The 24390-nt window shown below is 61.6% G+C and carries 26 protein-coding genes, 1 tRNA gene and 1 riboswitch; of the genes, 12 read left to right on the top strand and 15 right to left on the bottom strand.

The features are described from left to right. Positions 1-62: 62 nt before the first annotated feature. From gcvP to gcvT, 3 genes are read right to left on the bottom strand one after another with little or no spacing between them, the layout of a single operon-like run. Entirely contained in the window at positions 63-2927 is a 2865-nt protein-coding gene (gcvP, locus tag ACS4RS_RS17900; RefSeq protein WP_439009893.1) for an aminomethyl-transferring glycine dehydrogenase, read from the bottom strand. Then, a complete protein-coding gene (gcvH, locus tag ACS4RS_RS17905) occupies positions 2927-3289 on the bottom strand; it encodes a glycine cleavage system protein GcvH (protein WP_439009892.1) in 363 nt (120 codons plus the stop codon). Before gcvH ends, gcvP begins: the two co-directional genes overlap by 1 nt. Before the next feature lie 23 nt (positions 3290-3312). Continuing rightward, positions 3313-4434 carry a glycine cleavage system aminomethyltransferase GcvT gene (gene gcvT / locus ACS4RS_RS17910; protein WP_439009891.1) on the bottom strand — a complete coding sequence of 374 codons (1122 nt, stop codon included), beginning with the start codon at positions 4432-4434 and terminating at the stop codon, positions 3313-3315. A gap of 156 nt (positions 4435-4590) precedes the next feature. After that, a riboswitch (glycine riboswitch) is annotated at positions 4591-4684 on the bottom strand. Positions 4685-4842: 158 nt separating this feature from the next. On the opposite strand from gcvT, the gene ACS4RS_RS17915 reads away from it, so the two are divergent. Next, positions 4843-5223 (top strand): hypothetical protein, encoded by a 381-nt coding sequence (locus tag ACS4RS_RS17915; RefSeq protein ID WP_439009890.1) that lies wholly within the window; start codon positions 4843-4845, stop codon positions 5221-5223. A gap of 72 nt (positions 5224-5295) precedes the next feature. Then, positions 5296-6288, top strand: a complete 993-nt coding sequence (locus ACS4RS_RS17920; RefSeq protein WP_449313763.1) for a copper chaperone PCu(A)C — start codon at positions 5296-5298, stop codon at positions 6286-6288. Between the two features lie 71 nt (positions 6289-6359). Here ACS4RS_RS17920 and ACS4RS_RS17925 read toward each other — a convergent pair whose 3' ends face one another. Then, on the bottom strand, positions 6360-6626 hold the full coding sequence (locus ACS4RS_RS17925) for a hypothetical protein (RefSeq protein WP_439009888.1): 267 nt from the start codon (positions 6624-6626) through the stop codon (positions 6360-6362). 121 nt (positions 6627-6747) lie between these two features. Between ACS4RS_RS17925 and crcB the strand changes: the two genes are divergently transcribed. From crcB to ACS4RS_RS17960, 7 genes are all read left to right on the top strand, one after another. Beyond that, positions 6748-7125, top strand: a complete 378-nt coding sequence (gene crcB / locus ACS4RS_RS17930; protein ID WP_439009887.1) for a fluoride efflux transporter CrcB — start codon at positions 6748-6750, stop codon at positions 7123-7125. Between the two features lie 94 nt (positions 7126-7219). After that, positions 7220-8209 carry an RluA family pseudouridine synthase gene (locus tag ACS4RS_RS17935; RefSeq protein WP_449313764.1) on the top strand — a complete coding sequence of 330 codons (990 nt, stop codon included), beginning with the start codon at positions 7220-7222 and terminating at the stop codon, positions 8207-8209. Beyond that, positions 8206-8859 carry an HAD-IA family hydrolase gene (locus tag ACS4RS_RS17940; protein ID WP_439009885.1) on the top strand — a complete coding sequence of 218 codons (654 nt, stop codon included), beginning with the start codon at positions 8206-8208 and terminating at the stop codon, positions 8857-8859. The genes ACS4RS_RS17935 and ACS4RS_RS17940 overlap by 4 nt, the downstream gene beginning before the upstream one ends. Positions 8860-8868: 9 nt before the next feature. Continuing rightward, on the top strand, positions 8869-9654 hold the full coding sequence (locus ACS4RS_RS17945; RefSeq protein ID WP_439009884.1) for an ATP12 family protein: 786 nt from the start codon (positions 8869-8871) through the stop codon (positions 9652-9654). 63 nt (positions 9655-9717) lie between these two features. Next, positions 9718-10176 (top strand): hypothetical protein, encoded by a 459-nt coding sequence (locus tag ACS4RS_RS17950; protein WP_439009883.1) that lies wholly within the window; start codon positions 9718-9720, stop codon positions 10174-10176. Positions 10177-10301: 125 nt separating this feature from the next. Further along, positions 10302-11834, top strand: coding sequence for a carboxyl transferase domain-containing protein (locus ACS4RS_RS17955; protein ID WP_439009882.1), 1533 nt, complete (start codon positions 10302-10304; stop codon positions 11832-11834). A gap of 139 nt (positions 11835-11973) precedes the next feature. Continuing rightward, positions 11974-12366: a DoxX family membrane protein gene (locus ACS4RS_RS17960; protein WP_439009881.1), complete on the top strand. Its 393-nt coding sequence runs from the start codon at positions 11974-11976 to the stop codon at positions 12364-12366. 47 nt (positions 12367-12413) lie between these two features. On the opposite strand, the gene sugE is transcribed toward ACS4RS_RS17960, so the two are convergent. The 8 genes from sugE to ACS4RS_RS18000 all read right to left on the bottom strand — a co-directional run bounded on the left by sugE (position 12414) and on the right by ACS4RS_RS18000 (position 19084). After that, positions 12414-12728: a quaternary ammonium compound efflux SMR transporter SugE gene (gene sugE, locus ACS4RS_RS17965; protein ID WP_003586300.1), complete on the bottom strand. Its 315-nt coding sequence runs from the start codon at positions 12726-12728 to the stop codon at positions 12414-12416. 159 nt (positions 12729-12887) lie between these two features. Continuing rightward, positions 12888-13352, bottom strand: coding sequence for a YaiI/YqxD family protein (locus tag ACS4RS_RS17970; protein ID WP_439009880.1), 465 nt, complete (start codon positions 13350-13352; stop codon positions 12888-12890). Then, positions 13349-13834, bottom strand: a complete 486-nt coding sequence (locus ACS4RS_RS17975) for a GNAT family N-acetyltransferase (protein ID WP_439009879.1) — start codon at positions 13832-13834, stop codon at positions 13349-13351. Before ACS4RS_RS17975 ends, ACS4RS_RS17970 begins: the two co-directional genes overlap by 4 nt. Beyond that, positions 13834-14961: an S-(hydroxymethyl)glutathione dehydrogenase/class III alcohol dehydrogenase gene (locus tag ACS4RS_RS17980; RefSeq protein ID WP_439009878.1), complete on the bottom strand. Its 1128-nt coding sequence runs from the start codon at positions 14959-14961 to the stop codon at positions 13834-13836. The genes ACS4RS_RS17975 and ACS4RS_RS17980 overlap by 1 nt, the downstream gene beginning before the upstream one ends. Positions 14962-15057: 96 nt before the next feature. Then, entirely contained in the window at positions 15058-17067 is a 2010-nt protein-coding gene (locus ACS4RS_RS17985; protein WP_439009877.1) for an acetyl-CoA carboxylase biotin carboxylase subunit, read from the bottom strand. A 75-nt stretch (positions 17068-17142) separates the two neighbouring features. Then, positions 17143-17847, bottom strand: a complete 705-nt coding sequence (locus ACS4RS_RS17990) for a hypothetical protein (RefSeq protein ID WP_439009876.1) — start codon at positions 17845-17847, stop codon at positions 17143-17145. 97 nt (positions 17848-17944) lie between these two features. Further along, the gene (locus tag ACS4RS_RS17995; RefSeq protein ID WP_439009875.1) at positions 17945-18871 is read right to left on the bottom strand and encodes an EamA family transporter; all 927 of its coding nucleotides are present in this window, start codon (positions 18869-18871) and stop codon (positions 17945-17947) included. Positions 18872-18999: 128 nt separating this feature from the next. Continuing rightward, positions 19000-19084: transfer RNA gene (locus ACS4RS_RS18000), tRNA-Leu, on the bottom strand. A 181-nt stretch (positions 19085-19265) separates the two neighbouring features. Between ACS4RS_RS18000 and lipB the strand changes: the two genes are divergently transcribed. Both lipB and ACS4RS_RS18010 read left to right on the top strand, forming a co-directional pair. Continuing rightward, on the top strand, positions 19266-19985 hold the full coding sequence (gene lipB / locus ACS4RS_RS18005) for a lipoyl(octanoyl) transferase LipB (RefSeq protein ID WP_439009874.1): 720 nt from the start codon (positions 19266-19268) through the stop codon (positions 19983-19985). A gap of 226 nt (positions 19986-20211) precedes the next feature. Next, positions 20212-20799: a methyltransferase gene (locus ACS4RS_RS18010; RefSeq protein WP_439011810.1), complete on the top strand. Its 588-nt coding sequence runs from the start codon at positions 20212-20214 to the stop codon at positions 20797-20799. 45 nt (positions 20800-20844) lie between these two features. Here ACS4RS_RS18010 and ACS4RS_RS18015 read toward each other — a convergent pair whose 3' ends face one another. The 3 genes from ACS4RS_RS18015 to ACS4RS_RS18025 all read right to left on the bottom strand — a co-directional run bounded on the left by ACS4RS_RS18015 (position 20845) and on the right by ACS4RS_RS18025 (position 22678). Then, positions 20845-21210 carry a hypothetical protein gene (locus ACS4RS_RS18015; RefSeq protein WP_439009873.1) on the bottom strand — a complete coding sequence of 122 codons (366 nt, stop codon included), beginning with the start codon at positions 21208-21210 and terminating at the stop codon, positions 20845-20847. A gap of 323 nt (positions 21211-21533) precedes the next feature. Continuing rightward, positions 21534-22064, bottom strand: a complete 531-nt coding sequence (locus ACS4RS_RS18020; protein WP_449313765.1) for a BON domain-containing protein — start codon at positions 22062-22064, stop codon at positions 21534-21536. A gap of 119 nt (positions 22065-22183) precedes the next feature. Further along, positions 22184-22678, bottom strand: a complete 495-nt coding sequence (locus ACS4RS_RS18025; protein ID WP_439009872.1) for a peptide deformylase — start codon at positions 22676-22678, stop codon at positions 22184-22186. Between the two features lie 242 nt (positions 22679-22920). Between ACS4RS_RS18025 and mgtE the strand changes: the two genes are divergently transcribed. Beyond that, a complete protein-coding gene (mgtE, locus tag ACS4RS_RS18030; RefSeq protein WP_439009871.1) occupies positions 22921-24336 on the top strand; it encodes a magnesium transporter in 1416 nt (471 codons plus the stop codon). The last annotated feature ends 54 nt before the right edge of the window (positions 24337-24390 follow it).

Raw genomic sequence — 24390 nt, forward strand, 5'->3', positions numbered from 1 at the left:
CCATCGAAGGCCGATGCACAGGCAGCCCCTCCCAATCTCCGGGAGGGGCTTACCAATTTCCGTTACTCTGCTGCTTCCGCGTAGCTTTCGACCGGCGGGCAGGTGCAGATCAGGTTGCGGTCGCCGTAGACATTGTCGACGCGGTTGACCGGAGACCAGTATTTGTCGACGCGGAAGGCGCCGGGCGGGAAGCAGGCCTGTTCGCGGCTATAGGGACGGTCCCATTCGCCGACGAGGTCTTCCACCGTGTGCGGAGCGTTCTTCAGCGGATTGTTCACCTTGTCCATGCGGCCGTCTTCGATGGCGCGGGCTTCCTCGCGGATTGCCAGCATCGCCTCGCAGAAGCGGTCGAGTTCGGCCTTGGTCTCGCTTTCGGTCGGCTCGATCATCAGCGTGCCTGCCACCGGCCAGCTCATTGTGGGAGCATGGAAGCCGCAGTCGATCAGGCGCTTGGCGACGTCGTCGACGGTCACGCCGGCGCTGTCGACAAGCGGGCGGGTGTCGATGATGCATTCATGCGCCACGCGGCCGGTCTTCGACTTGTAGAGCACGTCATAGGCGCCCTTCAGCCGGGTGGCGATGTAGTTGGCATTGAGGATCGCCACCTTGGTCGCCTGCGTCAGGCCTTCGCCGCCCATCATCAGGCAGTAGCTCCAGGAGATCGGCAGGATCGAGGCCGAGCCGAAGGCTGCGGCCGAAACCGCGCCGGGACGACCGTCGGTTTCGGGATGGCCGGGCAGGTGGGGCGCCAGATGCGCCTTGACGCCGATCGGGCCCATGCCGGGACCGCCGCCGCCATGCGGAATGCAGAAGGTCTTGTGCAGGTTGAGGTGGGACACGTCGGAGCCGATGTCACCGGGCCGCGACAGGCCGACCATGGCGTTCATGTTGGCACCGTCGAGATAGACCTGGCCGCCATAGGCGTGCACCAGATCGCAGATTTCCTTGACGGTCTCCTCGAAGACACCGTGCGTCGAGGGGTAGGTGATCATGCAGCAGGAGAGGTTTGCCGCGTGCTCCTCGGCCTTGGCGCGGAAATCGTCCAGGTCGATGTCGCCGTTTTCGCGCACCTTGACGACGACCACCTTCATGCCGACCATCTGGGCCGAGGCCGGGTTGGTGCCATGCGCCGAGGTCGGGATCAGGCAGACGTCACGATGGCCCTCGCCGTTGGCGATATGGAAGTTGCGGATCGTCAGCAGGCCGGCATATTCGCCCTGCGCGCCGGAATTCGGCTGCATGGAGAAGGCGTCGTAACCAGTGACGGCGCAGAGCTTTTCGATCAGGTCGTCGATCATCTCGCGGTAGCCGAGCGCCTGGTCTGATGGCACGAAGGGATGGATGTCGGAGAATTCCGGCCAGGTGATCGGCAGCATTTCCGCCGTCGCGTTGAGCTTCATCGTGCAGGAGCCGAGCGGGATCATCGAGCGGTCGAGGGCCAGATCCCGGTCGGAGAGCCGGCGGATGTAACGCGTCATCTCGCTTTCGGCACGGTTCATGTGGAAGATCGGATGCGTGAGGTAATCACTGGTCCTGAGCAGGCCCTTCGGCAGCCGGTATGAAGGCTCGAAATCGGCAATCTTGAAATTGCCGCCGAAGGCGCGCCAGACGGATTCAAGCGTTGCCGGCCGCGTGCGCTCGTCAAGGCTCATGCCGATCTGGGTTTCGCCGACCTTGCGCAGATTGACGCCTTCAGCGACGGCTGCGCGCAGGATAAGGCCCTGCATGTGGCCGACATCGACGGTGATCGTGTCGAAGAAACTTTCCGGCTCGACCTTGTAGCCGAGCTTCTCCAGGCCCTTGGCCATCAGCACGGCCTTCTGGTGCACCTGCTGAGCGATCGCCTTGATGCCTTTCGGGCCATGGAAGACCGCATACATCGAGGCCATGACGGCCAGCAGCACCTGGGCGGTACAGATGTTCGACGTCGCTTTTTCGCGGCGGATATGCTGCTCGCGGGTCTGCAGCGACAGGCGATAGGCGCGGTTTCCGCGGGCATCGACCGAAACGCCGACGAGACGGCCGGGCATGGAGCGCTTGATGGCATCCTTGACCGCCATATAGGCCGCATGCGGGCCGCCGTAGCCGACCGGGACGCCGAAACGCTGCGAGGAACCGACGGCGATATCGGCACCCATTTCGCCGGGTGATTTCAACAGCGTCAACGCGAGGATGTCGGCGGCGACGATCGATATGGCGCCGGCCTGGTGCAGGCGGGCGATCAGGCCGGTGAAATCATTGATGTGACCATGCGTGCCGGGATACTGGAAGATCGCGCCGAAGACGTCGACGGGATCGAGATCGGTGAAAGGATTGCCGACGATGACGCTCCAGCCGAGCGGCTCTGCACGGGTGCGGATCAAGGCGATGGTCTGCGGATGGCAGTCGGCATCGACAAAGAAGGCTTTTGCCTTCGACTTGGCGACGCGCTCGGCGATCGCCATGCCTTCGGCAGCCGCGGTCGCCTCGTCGAGCAGCGAGGCGTTGGCGACGTCGAGGCCGGTAAGGTCGCAAACCATGGTCTGGTAGTTGAGAAGCGCTTCCAGGCGGCCCTGGCTGATCTCCGGCTGGTAGGGCGTATAGGCCGTGTACCAGGCGGGGTTCTCCAGGATGTTGCGCTGGATGACCGGCGGCGTGATCGTGCCGTAATAACCCTGGCCGATCAGCGAGACGAGCACCTTGTTCTTGTTGGCGGTCTCACGCAGCTTGTCGAGCGCCTCGCGCTCGGTCATCGGTGCGCCCCAGACGAGCGGCGCCTTCTGTCGGATCGAAGGCGGCAGCGTCGCGTCGATCAACCCGTCGAGGCTGTTATAGCCGATCACCTTGAGCATATCGGTCATCTCGGCGGGCGAGGGGCCGATGTGACGCCGATTGGCAAAATCGTAGGGCTGATAGTCGGTGAACTGGAATTCGGTCGGCGTCGTCATTACGCGGTGAGCTCCTTATAGGCGGCCTCGTCGAGTAGGCCGTCGGCATCCGCGGGATCCGCAAGCTTCAGCTTGAAGAACCAGCCCGACCCTTGAGGATCGGAATTGACCAGCGACGGATCCGCAACGATCGCCGGATTGACCTCGGTGATCTCGCCGTCAAGAGGACAATAGACGTCGGAGGCCGCCTTGACGGATTCAACGGTGGCGGCATTGCCGTTCTTGGAGAAGGTTGCGCCGACTTCCGGCAGTTCGACGAAAACCAGGTCACCGAGCTGATCGACGGCATAATTGGTGATACCAACAGTCGCAACGCCGCCTTCGATCTGCAGCCATTCGTGTTCTTCGGTAAATTTCAGCATTGTTCGTCCTCTCTGGAAAAGGTTTAGCGTTTGTAGGTCGGTGTGACGAAGGGCAGGGCGCTGACGGTGATCGGCAGATATTTGCCGCGCACCTCTGCGTAGACGAGGGTGCCGGCCGCAGCATGGGAGACCGGCACGTAGCCCATGGCGACGGGGCCTTCGACGCTGGGGCCGAAACCGCCTGAGGTGACTTCGCCGATTTCGGCCTTGCCCTCGGGGTCGGCATAGAGCTTGGCATGGCCGCGCACCGGCGCCTTTCCCTCAGGCTTCAGGCCGACACGGCGGCGGGCGGCGCCGTTTTCGAGCTCGGCGAGGATGCGGCCGGAGCCCGGGAAGCCGCCGGCGCGCCGCGCCTTCTGCATCGCCCATTCCAGGGCTGCCTCGACTGGCGAGGTGGTGGTGTCGATATCGTTGCCGTAGAGGCAGAGGCCGGCTTCCAGACGCAGCGAATCGCGGGCGCCGAGGCCGATCGCCTGGACGTCGGGATGTTCGAGCAACCGCATGGTGACGTCTTCGGCTTTATCAGCCGGGATCGAGATTTCGAAACCGTCCTCGCCGCTATAGCCGGAGCGCGAGACCAGACAGGAAACATCGTGCAGCCGGCAGTGGCGCACATCCATGAATTTCATCGCCGCGACGTCGGCCCAGAGTTCGGCGAGGACTTCGACCGCACGCGGGCCCTGCAGCGCGATCAAAGCGCGGTTCAGCAGCGTGATGTCGCACCGGTCGCCGATATGGGTCTGCAGATGGGCGAGATCGGCCTCCTTGCAGGAAGCGTTGACGACGACGAAAAGGTGATCGTCGAGATGGCTAATCATCAGATCGTCGAGGATGCAGCCGCTGTCGTCGGTGAAGAATCCATAGCGCTGACGGCCTTCGGCAAGGCCAAGGATATCGACCGGCACGAGGCTTTCGAGCGCCAGCGCCGCATCCTCGTAGCTGCCCGACTTCGCCTTCACAATGACCTGGCCCATGTGGGAGACATCGAAGAGGCCGGCCTCGGTGCGGGTATGAAGGTGTTCCTTCATCACGCCTGCCGGATATTGCACAGGCATATCGTAACCCGCGAACGGCACCATGCGGGCGCCGAGCTGGAGATGCAGGGCATGCAGCGGGGTTTTCTTCAGGGCAGCAGTATCGTCCAAAAGACGCCTCCGGGGTTTGCGCCTTAACAGGAAGGCGCGGGCTCAAATCTGAAGGCGCGGTTGCGCACTTCTCTCCTGAGCCCCCTCTGTCCCTTTGCCTGAGATTGTTATCCCTTCGGCGAGCGTTTCGAGAACGCTTCTCTCCAGAGTTCCGTCTGCCCCTTGCTGGTCCTTTGGCCTGAGAGTTTCCGGGGCGGTTGCTCCTTCGGCACCGGTGGTGACAAGCACCGGATTCTCCCAACAAGGTTGGCGCAATTATCCGGCGGCTGTGGCTCTTGGCAAGCGCCAAATGTCGTCACGGAGCAAATTTTTGTCGTCTTATTCCAATCAAGCCTTAAACTGCGGCAAATCTGCTTTTGCATTCAGGGGCGAAACCGGCTATCGCGACTTGCTGTTGAAGGGGATCTTATGCGGCGGACCGGATTGAAAGCGACGCTCTTTCTGCGCATGCTTTGCGCCTTGAGCTTGGTTTTGCTCGGCCTTGCGCATCAGACGCCGCAGGCTGCGGCCGCCGACAGTTACGATGCGAGCGCCTATGTGCTGCCCGACGGCACCGTCGCTTCACTCTGCGTCACGGTGAAGGACGCCGACGGCAAAACCGTCGCCTTCAAGCCGAATTGCGAAGCCTGCCGGCTGTCGGCCTCCGTCATCCTGCCGACGCCCGATGCGGGCTCCTGGCTCGAACGCAAGTTCGCCTCGCTCGTCAATTCGCCGATCGAAACATCAGCCGTTGCCGGCGTCAGCGCCGTCAGCCGGCCGAACTCCCGCGCGCCGCCCATCCTCGCCTGATCTGCCTTCGCACCTATGACGCAGCATGCCGTTCCGCCCGAGAGAAGTTCGCGGCCGGCGAGGAGATATCCGATGAAGATCAGCAAAACATTTGGCAAGACATTCGCGCTCGGCGCCCTTCTTTCCGCGACCGCCTTTGCCGGCGCAGAGGCACATGTGACCTTCCTCAACAAGGAGGCGACGCAGGACAGCACCATTCTCGCCACGCTGCAGCTGCCGCATGGCTGCGACGGCAAGGCGACCACGGAAGTGCGGGTCAAGCTGCCGGAAGGCTTCGTCTTCGCCAAGCCGCAGCCGAAGGCCGGCTGGGAGCTCGAAGTGATCAAGGGCGACTACCAGAAGAGCTATGACAATCACGGCGACAAGGTGAAGTCAGGCGCGGTCGAGATCCGCTGGAAGAACGGCAATCTCTCCGACGATTTCTACGACACCTTTGTCATCCAGGGTAAGGTATCGGGCGTCGAGGCCGGCACCTCGCTCGCCTTTCCGGTGACGCAGATGTGCGGCGACACGGTCGAGGCCTGGGATCAGGTGGCGAAGGAGGGCGGCGATGCGCATGGGATGAAAAGCCCGGCGCCGCTGTTGAAGGTCGTTGCCGGCGAAGACCAGGGTCACGATCATGACGACATGGCCGGCATGGACATGAGCGGTATGGGGGCTGCGGCGCCGGCCGGTGAAACGGTCAAGGCCGGCGATCTCGAAGTCTCCGGCGGGTTCGCCAAGGCCATGCTGCCCGGCCAGCCGGTCGGCGGCGGGTTCTTCACGGTGAAGAATAATGGCGAGACGGACGATCGGCTGCTGTCGGTGACCTCGCCTGCAGCCGGCGAGGTTCAGCTCCATGAGATGGTGACGAAGGACAATGTCATGCGGATGCGCCAGCTGAAGGACGGCATCCCCATTGCCGCCGGCCAGACGGTCAAGCTCGAGCCCGGCAATCTGCATCTGATGTTCCAGAAGGTGAAGACGCCGTTCAAGCAGGGTGATACCGTGCCGGTGACGCTGACCTTCGAAAAAGCCGGCAAGGTCGAGCTGGTGCTGCAGGTGCTGTCGGCGCAGGGCAAATAAGCGCGCCTCATCGAAACGGTAAAGCCCGCGGCTGTGCGCAATCGCGGGCTTTCATGTCGGAGGCGATTGCCTCAGACCTCTTCGTAGGATTGCAGGGCCTGCTTGAGGCCCGCTTGCGGCTGGCGGTTGCCTTTGGCCATCAGGTCGAGCGCCACTTCGGTCGACTGGATGATGCTGGAGGGCTCCTCGGCCTGATCGGGGCTACCGGCCTTCAATTGCCGGTCGGCAATACGCTTTGCGTCGCGCGCGGCGGTGCCCGTCGCCACACGCTGGGGAATCCTCAGCGATTCGAAGGCAACGGCAGCGGTGTTGGCCGATATGGACAGGAGCTGTGTCATGCTGTCACGGTATCGGCATGATCTTGGCGCCATCATAAGAAAATCATTGGCATTTTACCGAATGGTAAGAATTCGTTCCATCCCGATTGGAATCCTCGCGCAGTTGCGATAAATCCGGCTGATGATCCAGGCTCTTCTCGTCGCCGTCGGCGGCGCTATCGGTTCCCTTGTCAGATATTATGTCAGCCAGTGGACGCTGAGGCTCATGGGCCCGGCCTTTCCCTGGGGCACGCTCGCTGTCAACGTCGTCGGCTGCTTCGTCATCGGCGTCTTCGCCGAGCTGATTGCGCGCCGGTTCAATGCCTCGGTGGAGCTGCGCCTGTTGCTGATCACCGGCTTCCTTGGTGGCTTCACTACCTTCTCGGCCTTCTCGCTGGATGCCATCTCACTGTTCGAGCGTGGCGAGGCGGTGGCGGGCGGCATCTATATCGTTGCGAGCGTCGGGCTTTCGATGGCAGCGGTCATGTCAGGACTTGCCGTCATCCGCGCTTTGGCCTGATTTGTTTTCCGGTTTCCGTTTTGCGTGAAAATGCTCTAAAGGCTGCGGCAAGAACGCCGGCTTTGCCAGCGCTGCAATTTCCGAAAGATTTTTTATGGCTGGCATAGAACATATCAAGGTTGAAGCCGACGAAGCGGGCATGCGGCTCGATCGCTGGTTCAAGGTGCATTTTCCAGGGCTCGGCTTCGGGCCGCTGCAGAAGCTTTTGCGCTCCGGCCAGGTGCGCGTCGACGGCGGCCGCGTCAAATCGGATGCGCGCGTACAGCCCGGCCAGACGGTGCGGGTGCCGCCGCTCGATGTCGATGCGAAGAAATCCGGGCCGATCGCCGGCAAGGATCTCAAGCATTCGTCGGATTTCGAACTGCTGTCGCGCATGGTGCTGCATGAAGACGATAAGGTGATCGTGCTCAACAAGCCGCCCGGCATTGCGGTGCAGGGCGGCTCCGGTGTGGCGCGGCATATCGACCAGATGCTCGAAGCCTGGACCAGCCCGAAGGGCGAAAAGCCGCGGCTCGTTCACCGCCTCGACCGCGATACTTCAGGTGTTCTCGTCATCGCCCGCACCCGGGGCGCGGCACAGAAGCTCACAGCCGCCTTCCGCGAGCGCGACACCAAGAAGACCTATTGGGCCCTGGTCAAGGGCGTGCCGCGCAAGCACGAGGACAAAATCTCGACCTGGCTCGTCAAGGAACCGACAGTCGATGGCGACCGCATGCGCATCGCCAAACACGGCGAGGACGGTGCCGATCATGCGATTTCCTTCTACCGCGTCATCGAGACGGCGGCACAGAATCTCGCATGGCTGGAGATGGAACCTTATACCGGCCGTACCCACCAGCTGCGCGTCCATGCGCTGCATATCGGCCATCCGATCATCGGCGATCCGAAATATTTCGACGATGATCCGAACTGGGATTTTCCGGGCGGCGTCCAGAAGAAGCTGCACCTGCACGCGCGCCACATCGACATCCCGCACCCATCCGGCGGTCGCCTGCGAGTCAGCGCGCCGCTGCCATCGCATATGGTGCAGACCTGGAACCTTCTCGGTCTCGATCTAGCCGGCGCTGAAAGGGACAGCGAATGAAACTCGCCCTTTTCGATTGCGACGGCACGCTGGTCGACAGCGCCGGCCTGATCCATGAAACCATGCGCCGCACCTTCCAAAAATTCGGCAAGCCGGAACCGCGATTTGTGGATACCAAGGCGATTATCGGCTTGTCACTCGATATCGCGATCGCCCGCATGCAGGGCAGGCCGCATGTCGAGCAGCAGGATATCGAGATGACGGCGCATTACAAATCGCTGTTTTCGGTCGTGCGCCAGGATCTCGACTACAAGGAGCCGCTGTTTCCCGGCATCCACGAGATGATCGACGCGATCAGCAGCCGCGAGGATCTGCTGATCGGTGCGGTGACCGGCAAATCCAGGCGGGGGCTGAACCTGGTGATGGAGACGCACGGCTTCGACCGACATTTCACCGTTGCGCGCACCGCCGACGACTGCCCTTCCAAGCCGCATCCGGCCATGGTGACGGAATGCTGCGACGAAACCGGCATGAATGCCGCGGATGCCATTGTCATCGGCGATGCGATTTACGATATGCAGATGGCAAAGGCTGCCGGCGCCAAGGCGATCGGCGTTGCCTGGGGCTATGCCAGCGTGGATGAACTGATCGCCAACGGCGCCGATGCGATCGCCTATCATCCGACCGAGATATTGCGCCATTTTTCCTGAGGTGAGCCCATGCGCGACCTGCTGAACGACCTTTCCGAGGGTCTGAGCCATCCCGACCCGATCCGCCGGGCGCAGATTCAGATGAAGAAGCCGCTGCCGAAGCGTTTTTACGCCGACGTCGCCATTGCCGAGCATGAGGGCGGTTTTGCCATCACGCTCGACGGCAAGATGGTGCGCACGCCGGCGCGGCAGGTTCTCGCCGTTCCCACCCAGGCGCTGGCGCGTCTTATCGCTGTCGAATGGCAGGCGCAGGGTGAAGAGATCGATCCCGTGACGATGCCGGTGACGCGGCTTGTCAACACCGCGCTCGACGGTGTCGACACCAACCGGCAGGCGATCTTTGAAGATATCCTGCGCTTTTCCTCAAGCGACCTCATCTGCTACCGCGCCGATGGGCCGGAACTGCTGGTCGAGCGTCAGACCGAGCGCTGGGACCCGGTCATCGACTGGGCGGCGAACGATCTCGGCGCCCGCTTCATCCTCGTCGAGGGTGTGATGCCGCGTGAGCAGCCGCGCGAGGCGACCGCCGCCTTCGCTGTCACGCTCGCCAGATTCGACAACCCGATGGCGCTTGCGGCCCTCCACACGTTCACGACGCTGACCGGTTCGGCGATCCTGGCGCTTGCCATCGCCTGCGGCCGGGTGACGGTTGAGGAAGCCTGGTCGCTTGCCCATCTTGACGAGGACTGGACGATCGAGCATTGGGGCAGCGACGAGGAAGCCGAGGAACGGCGGGCCCAGCGCTTTGCCGAGTTCAAGGCGGCGACGGAAGTTTTTTTCGCCCTAAGCGCCTGAAACATATTGCCTTCCCCGCCATTATGACGAAATCTGCGACTCCAACGGGTGCGGGATTTTGCAATGAATTGGCTGAGGTCGTGTTTTTGCCGGGCCGCACTCGTCTGTGTCGCGCTCACGGCCTGCGTCAGCCTTTCGGCCACGAAGCCGGAGGCGCCGGTATATGATGTGCGTAGCGCCGTCGTCGTCTCCGGGCCGAAAATGCCGGCCGATCTGCTTTCCGGCATCAACGACCGTGTCAATGCCGCCATCAACGCCACGGTGCGCGACACCGTGCTGCCGCGGGTAGTGCTGACAATACGCGTCGTCTCCATCGAGAAGGGCCTCGGCTTCCAGAAGGACCGCAACATCGCCAGGATCAGTATCGACGCTGCCTCGGTCGAGGACGGCTCGGTCATCGCCGTCAGCGCCTTCGAGGTCACCAGCATCGCCGCCGATCCCAAGCTTGCCGACGAGATCCTGGCCGATGACGTCGCGGCAAGAATACGCTCGGTTTTCTCACTCAGCGGGCGAAGCCACTAAAGCATGTCGCCAAAAGTGTGCAGCGGTTTTGCGGCAACGGCATGCGATAAAACAAAGACCTAAAGCGCCAGGAGCGAGTCTGAAAGATCGCGTCGCGCTTTAGCACAAGCGGCGAGGGAGATCGCATGAAGGAAATTCTCGAAGAACTGGAACGGCGCCGCGGCGTCGCCCGCCTCGGCGGCGGCAAGGCGCGCATCGACGCCCAGCACAAGCGCGGCAAGCTGACGGCGCGCGAGCGCATCGATCTCTGTCTCGACGAAGGCTCCTTCGAGGAGTTCGACATGTTCGTCGAACACCGCTCCACCGATTTCGGCATGGACAAGAGCCGTGTTGCCGGCGACGGCGTCGTCACCGGCTGGGGCACGGTCAACGGCCGTACCGTGTTCGTCTTCGCCAAGGATTTCACCGTCTTCGGCGGCTCGCTTTCGGAAGCGCATGCCGAGAAGATCATGAAGGTGCAGGACATGGCACTGAAGAACCGCGCGCCGATCGTCGGCATCTATGATGCGGGCGGCGCCCGCATCCAGGAGGGCGTGGCGGCGCTTGGCGGTTATGCCGAAGTGTTCCAGCGCAATGTGCTCGCCTCCGGGGTCATCCCGCAGATCTCGGTGATCATGGGTCCCTGCGCCGGCGGCGATGTCTATTCCCCTGCGATGACCGATTTCATCTTCATGGTGCGCGATACGTCCTACATGTTCGTCACCGGGCCGGATGTGGTGAAAACCGTCACCAACGAGACGGTGACGGCGGAAGAACTCGGCGGCGCCGTGGTCCACACGACGCGCTCTTCGATTGCCGACGGCGCCTATGAGAATGATGTGGAAACGCTGCTGCAGGTGCGCCGGCTGATTGATTTCCTGCCGCTTTCCAACACCGCGCCGCTGCCCGAGATCGAATGTTACCAGTCGGTGACAGATGTCGATATGTCGCTCGATACGCTGGTGCCGGCCAGCGCCAACAAGCCGTACGATATAAAGGAGTTGATCCGGAAAGTGGCGGACGAGGGGGATTTCTTCGAGATCCAGCCAAGTTTTGCCGGAAACATCGTCTGCGGCTTCGGCCGCGTCGAAGGCTCCACAGTCGGTTTCGTCGCCAACCAGCCGATGGTGCTGGCCGGCGTGCTCGACAGTGACGCCTCGCGCAAGGCGGCGCGCTTCGTGCGCTTCTGCGACTGCTTCAATATTCCGATCGTCACCTTCGTCGACGTGCCGGGCTTCCTGCCGGGCACGGCGCAGGAATATGGCGGTCTCATCAAACACGGCGCCAAGCTGCTCTTTGCCTATGCCGAAGCGACGGTGCCGAAGCTCACCGTTATCACCCGCAAGGCCTTCGGCGGCGCCTATGACGTGATGGCGTCGAAACATCTGCGCGGTGATCTCAACTATGCCTGGCCGACGGCGCAGATCGCCGTGATGGGCGCCAAGGGCGCAGTCGAGATCATCTTCCGCAAGGATATCGCCGATCCAGAGAAGATCGCCGAACATACGAAAATGTACGAGGATCGCTTCCTCTCGCCCTTCGTTGCTGCCGAGCGCGGTTATGTCGATGAGGTGATCATGCCGCATTCGACTCGCCGGCGGCTGGCGCGGGGGCTGAAGATGCTGCGCAACAAGGACCTCGCCAATCCGTGGAAGAAGCACGACAACATTCCGCTCTGACATTCGAAAATGCATACAGCTGCCGGCTCAGGTGTTTGCCTGCTGTCGAAAAAGTGAATGGCCGTCAGCGATCCGTGTGTTCAATCCCTGTTGGTGACGGGCTAACGCTCGGCTGCATTGTTTTAAATGGAGAGGTTTCATGTCAAGTTTCGAGCGTCTTTCCGCCTATAGCCCCTATGGGCTGGCCGCTCTCAGAATCATCACCGCGCTGCTGTTCATCGAACACGGCACGATGAAGCTTTTTGGTTTTCCGGCTTCGCAGATGTCCGGCTCGCTGCCGCCGCTGATGCTTTTCGCCGCTCTTCTCGAGCTTGTCGGCGGCATCCTCATTCTCGTCGGCCTGCTGACGCGCCCGGTCGCCTTCCTGCTCGCCGGCGAGATGGCGGTCGCCTATTTCATGGCGCATGCCCCGAACAGCTTCTTCCCGGCCGTCAACCAGGGCGATGCCGCGATCCTGTTCTGCTTCGTCTTCCTCTACCTGTTCTTCTCCGGTCCCGGTGCATTTTCCGTCGACAACCGCAAGGCAGCCTGAGCTGATATTGGCTGCGGGGCATTGCAATGCCCCGCAGCGTTTTTTGATCAGGCAGTTAGCTTGAGGCCGGCAATGCCGCCGACGATCAGCATGATGCAGGCAAGGCGTGAGACACTTGCTTGATCGCCAAGCAGCCAGATGCCGAGGAGCACGGTGCCGACCGTGCCGATGCCGGTCCAGACCGCATAGGCGGTGCCGATCGGTAGGTGCTTCACCGCCAGTCCGAGCAGGACGACGCTGACCACCATGGATATGACGGTCAGCGCCGTCGGCAGCGGCCGTGTGAAGCCATCGGTATATTTAAGGCCGATCGCCCAACCACATTCGAAAAGACCGGCGAGAAAAAGCAGAAACCAGGCCATGCGACTCTCCTTGTTCAAGAGCGAGGCCGTCCCCGCGACGGTTGCATCCGGAAGATGCCGCAGTCGTCTGCGATGACGTCTATATGCGTGTGGAGACGGCCGACTTCAAGGTAGGAATCGACCCGGCTGCCATGCCACCCGTTTCTTGCCTGAGCTGGGTTACTTCCCACCAGCGTCCGCAGAAAGGCTTTTGGCGCGGCGGCAGAAGCGGTCGAAGGTCTCGAGGAAGCGCGAGCGGTCTTTCGGGCTGAAGGCCGCGTTATAGCCCTTGCTCTCGCCGGTTTCGCGCAAATGCGCGCCGAGATCGCGCATGGCGCTCGCCATGCCGATATTGGTCTCGTCGAAGACGCGGCCCGTGGGGCCGCTGACGAAGGCGCCGTTGGCGACACAGCGCACGGCGAGCGGCACGTCGGCGGTGACGACGACATCGCCCGGACCGGCCCGCTCGGCGATCCAGTTGTCGGCGGCATCGAAGGCGTTGGAGACGATGACGTTATGGATCATCGGATCGCGCGATGGGCGCAGGCCGGAATTGGCGACGAAGGTGACTTCGAGGCCGAGGCGTTCGGCGACCTTCAGAATTTCCGGCTTCACCGGGCAGGCATCGGCATCGACATAGATCATGACGGTATCCCTGCCGGCCGGATGGCCAGCTGGCGGACCATGTCGATATGAGGAATGCCGTCTTCCAGATATTCCTCGGATGCCACGCTGAAACCGAAGGCTTCATAGAAGCGGCGCAAATGCGCCTGCGCCGACAAGGCGATGGGGTTTGCCGGATAAAGCCGTTCGCAAGCGGAGATCGCTTCGCCCATCAATGCATCGCCCAGGCGTTTGCCGCGATGGTCTGGTGAGACGACGACGCGGCCGATCTTCGACGGATCATGCGGCGCGTGCGGTTTCAGGATCCGCGCCGAAGCCAGGAGTTCACCGCTCTCCAGCAGCCGTAGATGCAGAGCATCGATATCCTTGCCGTCGAGTTCCGGATAGGCACAATTCTGCTCGACGACGAAAACATCGACGCGCATTTTCAAGAGGTCGTAGAGCTCCCGCGCGAGGAGTTCATCGACGCTCTTGAGGTCGGCCGTGTAGGTCGTCGAAGCCATCAATAGACTACCACGCCGCGGATGCTTTCGCCCTTGTGCATCATGTCGAAGCCCTTGTTGATGTCTTGGAGTGGCATGGTGTGGGTGATCATCGGGTCGATCTGGATCTTGCCCTGCATGTACCAGTCGACGATCTTCGGCACGTCGGTACGCCCGCGCGCGCCACCGAAGGCGGTGCCCATCCAGTTGCGGCCGGTGACCAGCTGGAACGGACGCGTGGAGATCTCCTGGCCGGCGCCGGCAACGCCGATAATGATCGATTTGCCCCAGCCGCGATGCGAGGCCTCCAGCGCCTGGCGCATCACCTTGGTGTTGCCGGTGCAGTCGAACGTATAGTCGGCGCCGCCGATCAGGTCGCCATTGCGCTTGGTCATATTGACGAGATGGGGGACGATGTCGTCGCCGACCTCCTTCGGATTGACGAAATGCGTCATGCCGAATTTCTCGCCCCAGGCCTTGCGGTCATTGTTGATGTCGACACCGATGATCATGTCGGCGCCGGCAAGCCGCAGGCCCTGCAGCACGTTGAGGCCGATGCCGCCGAGACCGAAGACGATCGCCGTCGAACCGATCTCGACCTTGGCGGTGTTGATCACAGCACCGATGCCGGTGGTGACGCCGCAGCCGATGTAGCAGATCTTGTCGAAGGGGGCGTCGGGATTGACCTTGGCAAGGGCGATTTCCGGCAGCACGGTGTAATTGGCGAAGGTCGAGCAGCCCATATAGTGATGGATCTTGTCCTTGCCGATCGAAAAGCGCGAGGTACCGTCCGGCATCACGCCCTGGCCCTGGGTCGAGCGGATCGCCGTGCAGAGATTGGTCTTGCGGGAAAGGCAGGAATAACATTCCCGGCATTCCGGCGTGTAGAGCGGGATGACATGGTCGCCCTTCCTGACCGAGGTGACGCCGGGGCCGACATCGACGACGATGCCGGCACCCTCATGGCCGAGAATGGCCGGAAACAGACCTTCCGGATCGGCGCCCGACAGGGTGAAATCGTCGGTATGGCAGATGCCGGTCGCCTTGACCTCGACCAGCACTTCGCCGGCCCGCGGGCCTTCCAGCTGCACGGTCATCACTTCGAGCGGTTTTCCGGCCTGAACGGCTACGGCGGCGCGAACGTCCATCTTCCCAATCTCCCTTTCAGTTTTATTTGATGCAGACCTTGGCATGGCCGGGAAGGCGGGCTCAAGAGAAAACAGGTGACCGGCACCGCTTTTGGCTCAGGCAAATTCCATGATCACGGCATCGACGGCCAGGCTTTCGCCGGCCGCGGCATTGATCTTCGAAACGACGAGATCGCGGTCGGCGCGCAGCACGTTTTCCATCTTCATCGCCTCGACGATCGCAAGCGTTTCCCCGGCCTTGACCTCCTGGCCCTCGGCGACCGAGATGGAGACGACGAGGCCGGGCATCGGGCAGAGCAGCAGCTTTGAGGTATCGGGCGGCAGCTTTACTGGCATTAGTCTGTCGAGTTCGGCATGACGCGGCGACAAGACCTTGGCCGTCACCGAAAGCCCCTGCCAGTCGATGCGCAACCCGTTGAGGACGGGGCGGATCTGCGCGGTGATATCCCGGCCGCCGACCTTACCGCTCCAGACGGGATCGCCGGGTCTCCAATCGGTGACAACGTTGCTGTTCTCGCCCTCTATCGCCATCTCCATATCGAAGGGAATGGTGACGAGGCCGTCGAGCAATCTGACAGCGACATGGCTGTCGCCTGTTTTGACTACCCAGTGCTCGCGAAGTGCGCCCGACGCGGCGCGCAGGCGATCGGCGAAACGCTCCCGCCGGTTCGTTTCGATCAGCGAGGCCGACAGCGCAATGGCGGCTAACGTGGCCTCTTCCGCGCTGTTGGGTTTCATCGGCGCGAAGCCATCGGGATATTCCTCGGCGATAAAGCCGGTGGATAGCCGGCCCTCGCGCCAGCGCGGATGTTTCATCAGCGCCGACAGGAACGGGACATTGTGCTCGATGCCATCGACGACGAAGCCGTCGAGCGCCCGGCCCATCGCTTCGATCGCCTCCAGCCGTGTCGGCGCCCAGGTGCAGAGCTTGGCGATCATCGGATCATAATACATCGAGATCTCGGCGCCTTCGAAAACGCCGGTATCGTTGCGGACCACAACATTGCTGGTCCGGCCTTCCGCCGGCGGGCGGTAGCGCGTCAGGCGGCCGATCGAGGGCAGGAAGTTGCGATAGGGGTCTTCGGCATAGAGCCGGCTTTCGATCGCCCAGCCGTCGAGCCTGATCTCCTCCTGGGTGAGGGAAAGTGGCTCGCCGGCTGCGATCCGAATCATCTGCTCGACGAGATCGATGCCGGTGACGAGTTCGGTGACGGGATGTTCGACCTGCAGGCGGGTGTTCATTTCGAGGAAATAGAAATTGCGATCGCGGTCGACGATGAATTCGACCGTACCGGCGCTCTGGTAATCGACGGCTTTGGCCAGCGCCACCGATTGTTCGCCCATCGCCTTGCGGGTTTGTTCGTCGAGGAAGGGCGAGGGCGCCTCTTCCGCCACCTTCTGGTTCCGCCGCTGGATCGAGCATTCGCGTTCGCCGAGATAGACGACGTTACCGTGCGCATCGGCAAGCACCTGGATTTCGATGTGGCGCGGCTCGACGATGAATTTCTCGATGAAGACGCGGTCATCGCCGAAGGAGCTCTTCGCCTCCGAGCGGGCGCGCTCGAAGCCGTCGCGCACCTCGGCCTCATTCCAGGCGATGCGCATGCCCTTGCCACCGCCGCCGGCCGATGCCTTGATCATGACGGGATAACCGATCCCGCCTGCTATCACTTCCGCATGGGCCCCATCCTCGATGACGCCGAGATGGCCGGGCACGGTGGATACGCCGGCGGCATTGGCGAATTTCTTCGATTCGATCTTGTCGCCCATCGCCATGATGGCCTTCGGCTTCGGGCCGATGAAGACGATGCCCTGCTTTTCCAGTTCCGCGCAGAAGGAGGCGCGCTCGGACAGGAAGCCGTAGCCCGGATGCACCGCCTCGGCGCCGGTCGCCTTACAGGCGGCAATGATCTTTTCGGCAACCAGGTAACTCTCGGAGGCCGCGGCCGGGCCGATATGCACGGCCTCGTCGGCCATCTCGACATGCAGCGCGTCCCGGTCCGCATCCGAATAGACCGCGACGGTCAAAATGCCCATGCGGCGCGCAGTCTTGATCACGCGGCAGGCGATTTCGCCGCGATTCGCGATCAGGATTTTCTTGAACATCGAGACTCCACCCAGAAATGCGTTCCGGAGTTTTACGCACAAAACACCGGAACGCACAATCAGGCTTGAGGAGCTTCAGGCGACAGCCGCTTCCGAGACCGGTTCTTCGTCGACGATGCGCAGCCAGCGGCTGCGCCGCGGCTCGGCATAATCGCGCAGCTCGGCGGCGGCCATGATGCCGGCCCAGTGCGGATGATTGGCGCCGGGCAGCGTCGCCTGATCGATCTGCTGGAGCACGCCGAACTCGACCGACGAGACGGGGATGACACCGCCTTCGGCGACGCTTCTGAAAATGCGCATCGTGAAATCGACGTCTTGGCGGGTAATGCTCCGGCGGTCGACGGCGCGCGACAGCTTGTAGCCACCGATATTGTCGGTGATCGCCAGGCGGAGCTGATCAAGCGCGAGCGCTCTCAATTCACCGGGGACATCGGCCGAGATCTCCATGACATGGAGAATGAGCTCGAGTTCCAGTGCCGAGTTGACAACACCATCGGTCGTGAACATGCGCATGATCCAGGCAACGTTGATTTCATCAAGCGAGCCCTGCGGATAGGTGGAACGGACGATGAAGCCGGCGAGCTGCTCGACGAAGAATGCGTTCCACGCGGCACATTTCTCAGGGCAGGAATTGTTGAGCGCCAACATCGCCACGACATCGTCCGATGTCCGGATGCCTTCCGGAAAAGCATGTTTGCGCAATAGCATTATATCTTCGGCCGTCAGCCGATGCTTGCCGGCCACCACACAGGCCGGGAAAGCGAGACGAAATTCGCTCATGTTTTAGCTCCAGGCTTCATCATGAAGCCGGAGACAGTTTTACCGTCTGCGAATTGACGATCCCTCAAGAAGCGGAGTTAATCTGATATTCCCGGGATCAGGAGGATTTTAGCGATCGCGCCTGCAGCCGCTCGCGCCAGATGATGAAGAGGCCGGATGCGACGATGATGAAGATGCCGATCCATTTGGAAAAATTCGGGAAATCGTTGAACAGCGCGTAGCCGAGAACGGTCGCCGAGATGATCTCGAAGTATTGGAACGGCGCAAGCAGCGACAGCGGTGCGAGCCGGAAAGCCCGGACGACCAGCATATGCGCGTAGCCGGAAATCGAACCGAGGGCGAGAAGCAGGACAAGAGCGAGACCGGAGGAGGGCAGAGAGATGGCGAAATCGGCATTGCCGGAGCCGCTGCCGACGAAAAGGGCGGCGGCCATGAAGAGCGTTCCGCCGATGCCCGCCATCGTCTGCATGGTCAGCGGCGAATCGGCCTCGCCGATGGCGCGGTTGAGGAACAGATAGAGCGAGAAGAGGAAGGCGCAGGCGACCGGCAGCAGCGCCTTCAGGCCGAATATTTCGTAGCTCGGCTGAATGACGATCATCGCGCCGCCGAAACCGACGACGATCGCCATCCAGCGCCGCCAGCCGACCTTCTCGCCGAGGAACAGCGCCGACATGGCCGTCAGCATGAATGGCTCGACGAAATAGATGGCGAAGACGTCGGCAAGCGGCATGTATTTGACGGCGACGAAGAAAAGCAGGCTCGCAGCGCCATGCAGCACGCCGCGCAGGAGGTTCATCCATGGCCGCTTGGCCGAAAGCGCCTTCAGCCCGAAAAGGGCGAAGAGAATCGGCAGTGTGCAGGCGAGCTGGAAGAAGAATCGGTAGAAGGTCACCTGACCCGGCGACATCGCTTCGAAGGTCGCCATATATTTGGCGATGGCGTCCATGGTCGGCAGGATCAGCATGGCGCCGGACATGATGGCCATGCCCTGCAGGGAGTTTTGATGGGCTGGATGCTCTGACATGGCGGCCGATTCATGATGGGGATGACGCCATCAACCATGCGAAGGCCGGCCGATCAAGCCGAGCAACCGCAAATAGCGTCGAGGTGAAATCGAAATCGTCGCTTGGAAAGCGTTTCCCTGAAGGGAGATGGTGCGGTCGAGAAGACTCGAACTTCCACGGGTTGCCCCACAGCGACCTCAACGCTGCGCGTCTACCAATTCCGCCACGACCGCATCGTGGTAGGTGCCGATTTGCGTCGGCGGGGCAGCATGTAGCAAAAGCATTTGGGGTACACAAGGGCGATATGACAGTTTTTTTCAAAACTGGTCACAGCATTTGAATTGCCCCCGAAACGGGTCCATATAGGTCTCCTGCCGCCCCTTTTTTCAGGCATTTCGGAGAGAGCGGCAAGGAATGGCCATGCTTCGCACCGATCTCGAATTCTCCATGCTCCCGAATCTCGGCAACCGCCCGGTGCGCTGGCGCATCGCCGATGGCCTCGTTGCCTATGAGGAGGCGGTGGAGACGATGGAGCGCGAGGTGGCGGTAATATCAGACGGCGGCGACGAACTCGTCTGGCTCGTCGAGCATCCGCCGCTCTATACCGCGGGCACCAGCGCCAATGCCGAGGATCTCGTCCAGCCGGACCGGTTTCCGGTCTTTGCGACGGGGCGCGGCGGTGAATATACCTATCACGGCCCCGGCCAGCGGGTCGCCTATGTGATGCTCGACCTGAAGCGCAGGCGCCAGGATGTGCGCGCCTTCGTCGCCGCCCTCGAGGACGTCGTTATCCGCACCCTCGCCATGATGAATGTGCGCGGCGAACGGCGTGAAGATCGCGTCGGCGTCTGGGTGCGGCGGCCGGAGAAGCCGTTGCTTGCCGATGGAACGATGGCCGAAGACAAGATCGCCGCCCTGGGGATCAGACTGCGGAAATGGGTGACCTTCCACGGACTGTCGCTCAACGTCGATCCCGATCTCGATCATTTCGGCGGTATCGTGCCGTGCGGGATCTCGGCCTATGGGGTGACCAGCCTGGTCGATCTTGGCTTGCCGGTGATGATGGCCGATGTCGATATACGGCTGCGCACCGCCTTCGAAGCAGTTTTTGGCGAAACGTCGAGCGAAAGCTGATTGCTCGGAACGGCGCCCTGCATCCCCGTTGCATCTGAAGGCATGGCCGGTTTCGGCCTTCGGCAAGGGCCGCCGTTTCGCCAGATGTGGCCGGATGTCTTAACCTGCAATTAGCGAGCTCGCATATATAGGGTACCCCAACCTTGTGATGTGGAAGTCTTGCGAACTATAAAAAAAACAGGCAGCGGCAAGCTGGTCATTCCTCGATGTCTATTTCGTTCTCGATATCGTCGAAAAGGTCCTGGTCGGCTACCTATTCGTTGCGATCGTCATGCGTATCGTGCCCCAGATGCAGGACAACAGGGCGATCATCGATGGCCTGCTGATCGTTTCGGAGGGGGCCGCCGCCTTTCTCATTCTGACGCGCCGGCCGACGCGAAATGCGTCGCTGCGGCTTTATGACTGGACGGTCACCGCCGTCGGCACGCTCTTCCCGCTGCTGGTCTCACCTAATACGTCGGAACCGCTAGCGCCGCTCGCACTCTGCGGGACGATGATGGTCCTCGGTTTCTTCCTGCAGATAGCGGCAAAGCTGTCATTGCGGCGAAGCTTCGGCCTGGTGCCGGCCAATCGCGGTATCAAAATCGGCGGCCCTTACAAATTTGTCCGCCATCCGATGTATGCGGGTTATCTGATGATGCATATCGGCTTCTTCCTTACTCATCCGAGCCTTTGGAATTTTGCCATTTATGCGACGGCGCTGACTGCGCAATGTTTCCGCCTGCTGGCGGAGGAGCGGCTGCTCAAGCAGGATCCAGCTTACACGGCCTTCATGGCCAAGACCCGCTACCGGCTTTTTCCGTTCGTGTTCTAGGACGATAAAGAGAAGGGCCGGTTGCCGGCCCTTTCTTTTGTTGGATCAATGCGTGGCGCGGCACGCTTCGGTGCGGGAGGCGCCGCTGTCGGCACCCTTGGAGTGGGAGCCCTTCGGGCCAATCATGCTGTGGCATGGGGGCAACGGAGTTATGCTCGCCGTGGCGGTCTTGTCGACGGCAGGGGCGGCCATGGCGCTCGGGGCGAAGCCGTCGCTGTCATTGGTGTAGTCGCTGGAATAGGCCGGAGCCTTATGGCTGGTGTAGTGAACGGGGGCCGGCTTGGACATTGGGCTCGGGGCGAAGCCGTCGCTATCGTTGGTATAGTCGTCGGAATAGGTCGGCTGGGCGAAGGCGGCGCCTGCAAGGCTGACGGCGAACAGGGACGCGGCAAGGGCAAATTTGATGCGCATGGGTCTATCTCCTCAATCTGCTGTTGAATTTCGCAACATAAAACCAACCCTCGGCACATCCGAGTTCGCGCCCAAATTCAGGCAATTTTGTGATGGGATGACGGCGCAGCCGCGACCTTTTGTCCGAATGAAATCACAGCGTTGTCACCGGCATTGACGTTCGCGTTACGGAAGCCGCCTAAGCAAAATAACAAAAAGCGGCTTCTTCAAAACATATTGTGATGCAATCTGGAATTGTTAATCTTTTGTAATGTTGTAAGGCGACGTCTGAAGATGGCGGGAGGCATTGGCGCCTCGCCGGCTGTCCGTATCTTGTGCGTGAATCAGTCTTCATTTGGGATATGGGCGTCGACACCGGTCAGCTGCAATTTGTTGCGGACATGGTGGACGCCGTCGACCGACAGCGCGCCGAGTTCGACCTTACGGGCGATGCCGATCGTCTCTACCGATCCTTCCAGCGTGACGACGTGCCCGTCGGCATGAACCTCGATGCTGTTGATGTCGACTTCGGGAATGTTTTCGAGATTGTCGTTCACCCGCGCTTCGAGTTCGTCGCTTTCATCGCGGTCGATGGTATCGGCCCGCAGCGAATCCTTCAGACGGTTCTCGTTTCCCTCTGCATCCGTGCCATCGATCCGGAAGCCTTGGTTGGGATCGCTGTCGAAATTTGCCGCCGTCTCGCCATAGGGGCGGTTGGCCGGGTCGGCGCCGGTACCGTCAGCATAGGGCCAGCCGTCGTCGAGATTACGCTCCTCGAGGTCGCGATAATCTTCCTCGCGGGAAAGCCCTGCCTTTTGATCAAAAAGCTTGGCACCTTCGCGTGAAATGGGGGGCTTGTCACCGATCCTTGCCATTGCAGTGGCTCCTTGTTTCTTTTGCGGGAAACGCTGTGTTTCTCTGCTGGAAACGCCGGCAGTGGCGAATGGTTCGGCGCGGGAGCCGATTTGTCAGCCCTGATCGTCAGGCTTGATTGTCAACTTAGGGCCTTCTCCCATTTCTTCACGAGGCGGTCGCGCTTCAGCCGCGAGAGGCGCTGCAGCCAGAAAATGCCGTCGAGCTGGTCGACTTCGTGCTGGATGCAGATGGCGAGGAAATCGTCTGCGACGTCCTCGTGCATGCCGCCCTCGGCGTCCTGATAGCGGAAGCGGATCGACCGAGGGCGCGTGACCTCGTCGGTTGCTCCCGGCATCGAGACGCTGCCTTCGACATGGCTCATCGTCTCCTTCGAGAACCAGGTGATCTCCGGGTTGACGTAGAGGCGCACGCCGTCGGTCTTGTCGAGCTCCAGCACCGTCAGGCGGGTGAGGACGCCGATATGTGCGGCGGTGATGCCGACGCCGGGCGCGGCGCGCATCGTCGCCAGCAGGTCGTCAGCAAGTGCGGCAAGCGATGAATCAAAGACGGTCACCGGCGCGCAGACGGTCTTCAGACCAGAATGCGGGTAACGCAGAATCGGGCGAATGGGCATGGGGCGGCGTTCCTCGGCTCGGATGCGTGGCGAAACTATCGCCAGCCGCGGGCATTGTCATCAAGCGGCAGGTTTGCTGCTTTACGGCAGGGATGCTTTCAGCTAGCAGGAGCTATGGATTCCGGCCGCGTGAACCTCGCGCGGGGATTCACTTATCTGCTTGTTGACAATATGTTTTCCGCCGACATTTGCGAATGCGGCGCTGTAGTCGTTGAAATTCGAACCAGATGCGAGGGCGGCAGATGACCACGACCGATGGCGAAGACCGCATCCGCAGGCGTCCCGAGGACGAGGAAGCCGATATCTACGACGAGGACGGTAATGTCCGCAGCGATTTCCTGGCGCTGGTCGGCGCCGCGATCGCCGACCGCGACACGCTGTTCCTGCGCCAGAATGTTGCCCGTCTGCATGAATCCGAAATAGGCGACCTGCTGGAAGCGATCCAGCCGGATCAGCGCCTGGCGCTGGTGCGCCTGCTCGGCGACGATTTCGATATGACGGCGCTGACCGAGGTCGACGAGGCGATCCGCCGCGAGATTGTCGACCAGATGCCGAACGAGCAGATTGCCGCCGCGATCGGCGATCTCGATTCGGACGACGCCGTCTACATTCTCGAAGATCTCGACAAGGAAGACCGGGAAGAGATCCTGGCGCAACTGCCGTTCACCGAGCGGGTGCGGCTGCGCCGGGCGCTCGATTATCCTGAAAGCTCGGCCGGCCGCCGCATGCAGACGGAATTCGTCGCCGTGCCGCCGTTCTGGACTGTGGGACAGACGATCGACTACATGCGCGATGAGGAGGATCTTCCCTATTCCTTCTCGCAGATCTTCGTCATTGATCCGACTTTCAAGCTGCTCGGCGCCGTCGATCTCGACCAGATCCTGCGCACCAAGCGGCAGACGAAGATCGAGCAGATCATGCGCGAGACCAACCATCCGGTCCCGGCGGAGATGGACCAGGAGGAGGCGGCCCAGCTCTTCGAGCAGTACGACCTTCTCTCGGCCGCCGTCGTCGACGAGAACGGCCGCCTCGTCGGCGTGCTGACCATCGATGATGTCGTCGACGTCATCCACGAGGAGGCGGACGAGGATATCAAACGCCTCGGCGGCGTTGGCGACGAAGAACTGTCGGACAATGTGCTGTCGACGGCGCGCTCGCGTTTCCTCTGGCTGTTGATCAATCTCGGCACGGCAATGCTGTCGGCTAGCGTCATCGGCCTGTTCGATGCCTCGATCGAGAAGATGATCGCGCTGGCGGTGCTGATGCCGATCGTCGCTTCAATGGGCGGCAATGCCGGCACGCAGACGATGACGGTGACGGTGCGCGCGCTCGCCACCCGCGATCTCGACATCTACAATGCCGGCCGGATTATCCGCAGGGAGGCGGGTGTCGGCATCCTCAACGGCATCATCTTTGCGACGATCATGGGCGCCATCGCCGGCACCTGGTTCCATTCCTATCAGCTCGGCGGGGTGATCGCTGCGGCGATGATCATCAATCTGATGGCGGCAGCCCTTGCCGGCATCTTGCTGCCGCTGCTGCTCGACAAGGTCGGGGCCGACCCGGCGATCGCCTCGTCGGTCTTCGTGACGACGGTGACCGACTGTACCGGCTTTTTCGCCTTTCTCGGCATCGCCACATGGTGGTTCGGTATCTGAGCGGCTGTCAAAATTGACTATTACGTAAAAGTCAATATTATTGCCGGTTCATGA

The sequence above is a fragment of the Rhizobium sp. F40D2 genome, assembly GCF_051810745.2.
Classification (GTDB): Bacteria; Pseudomonadota; Alphaproteobacteria; order Rhizobiales; family Rhizobiaceae; genus Rhizobium.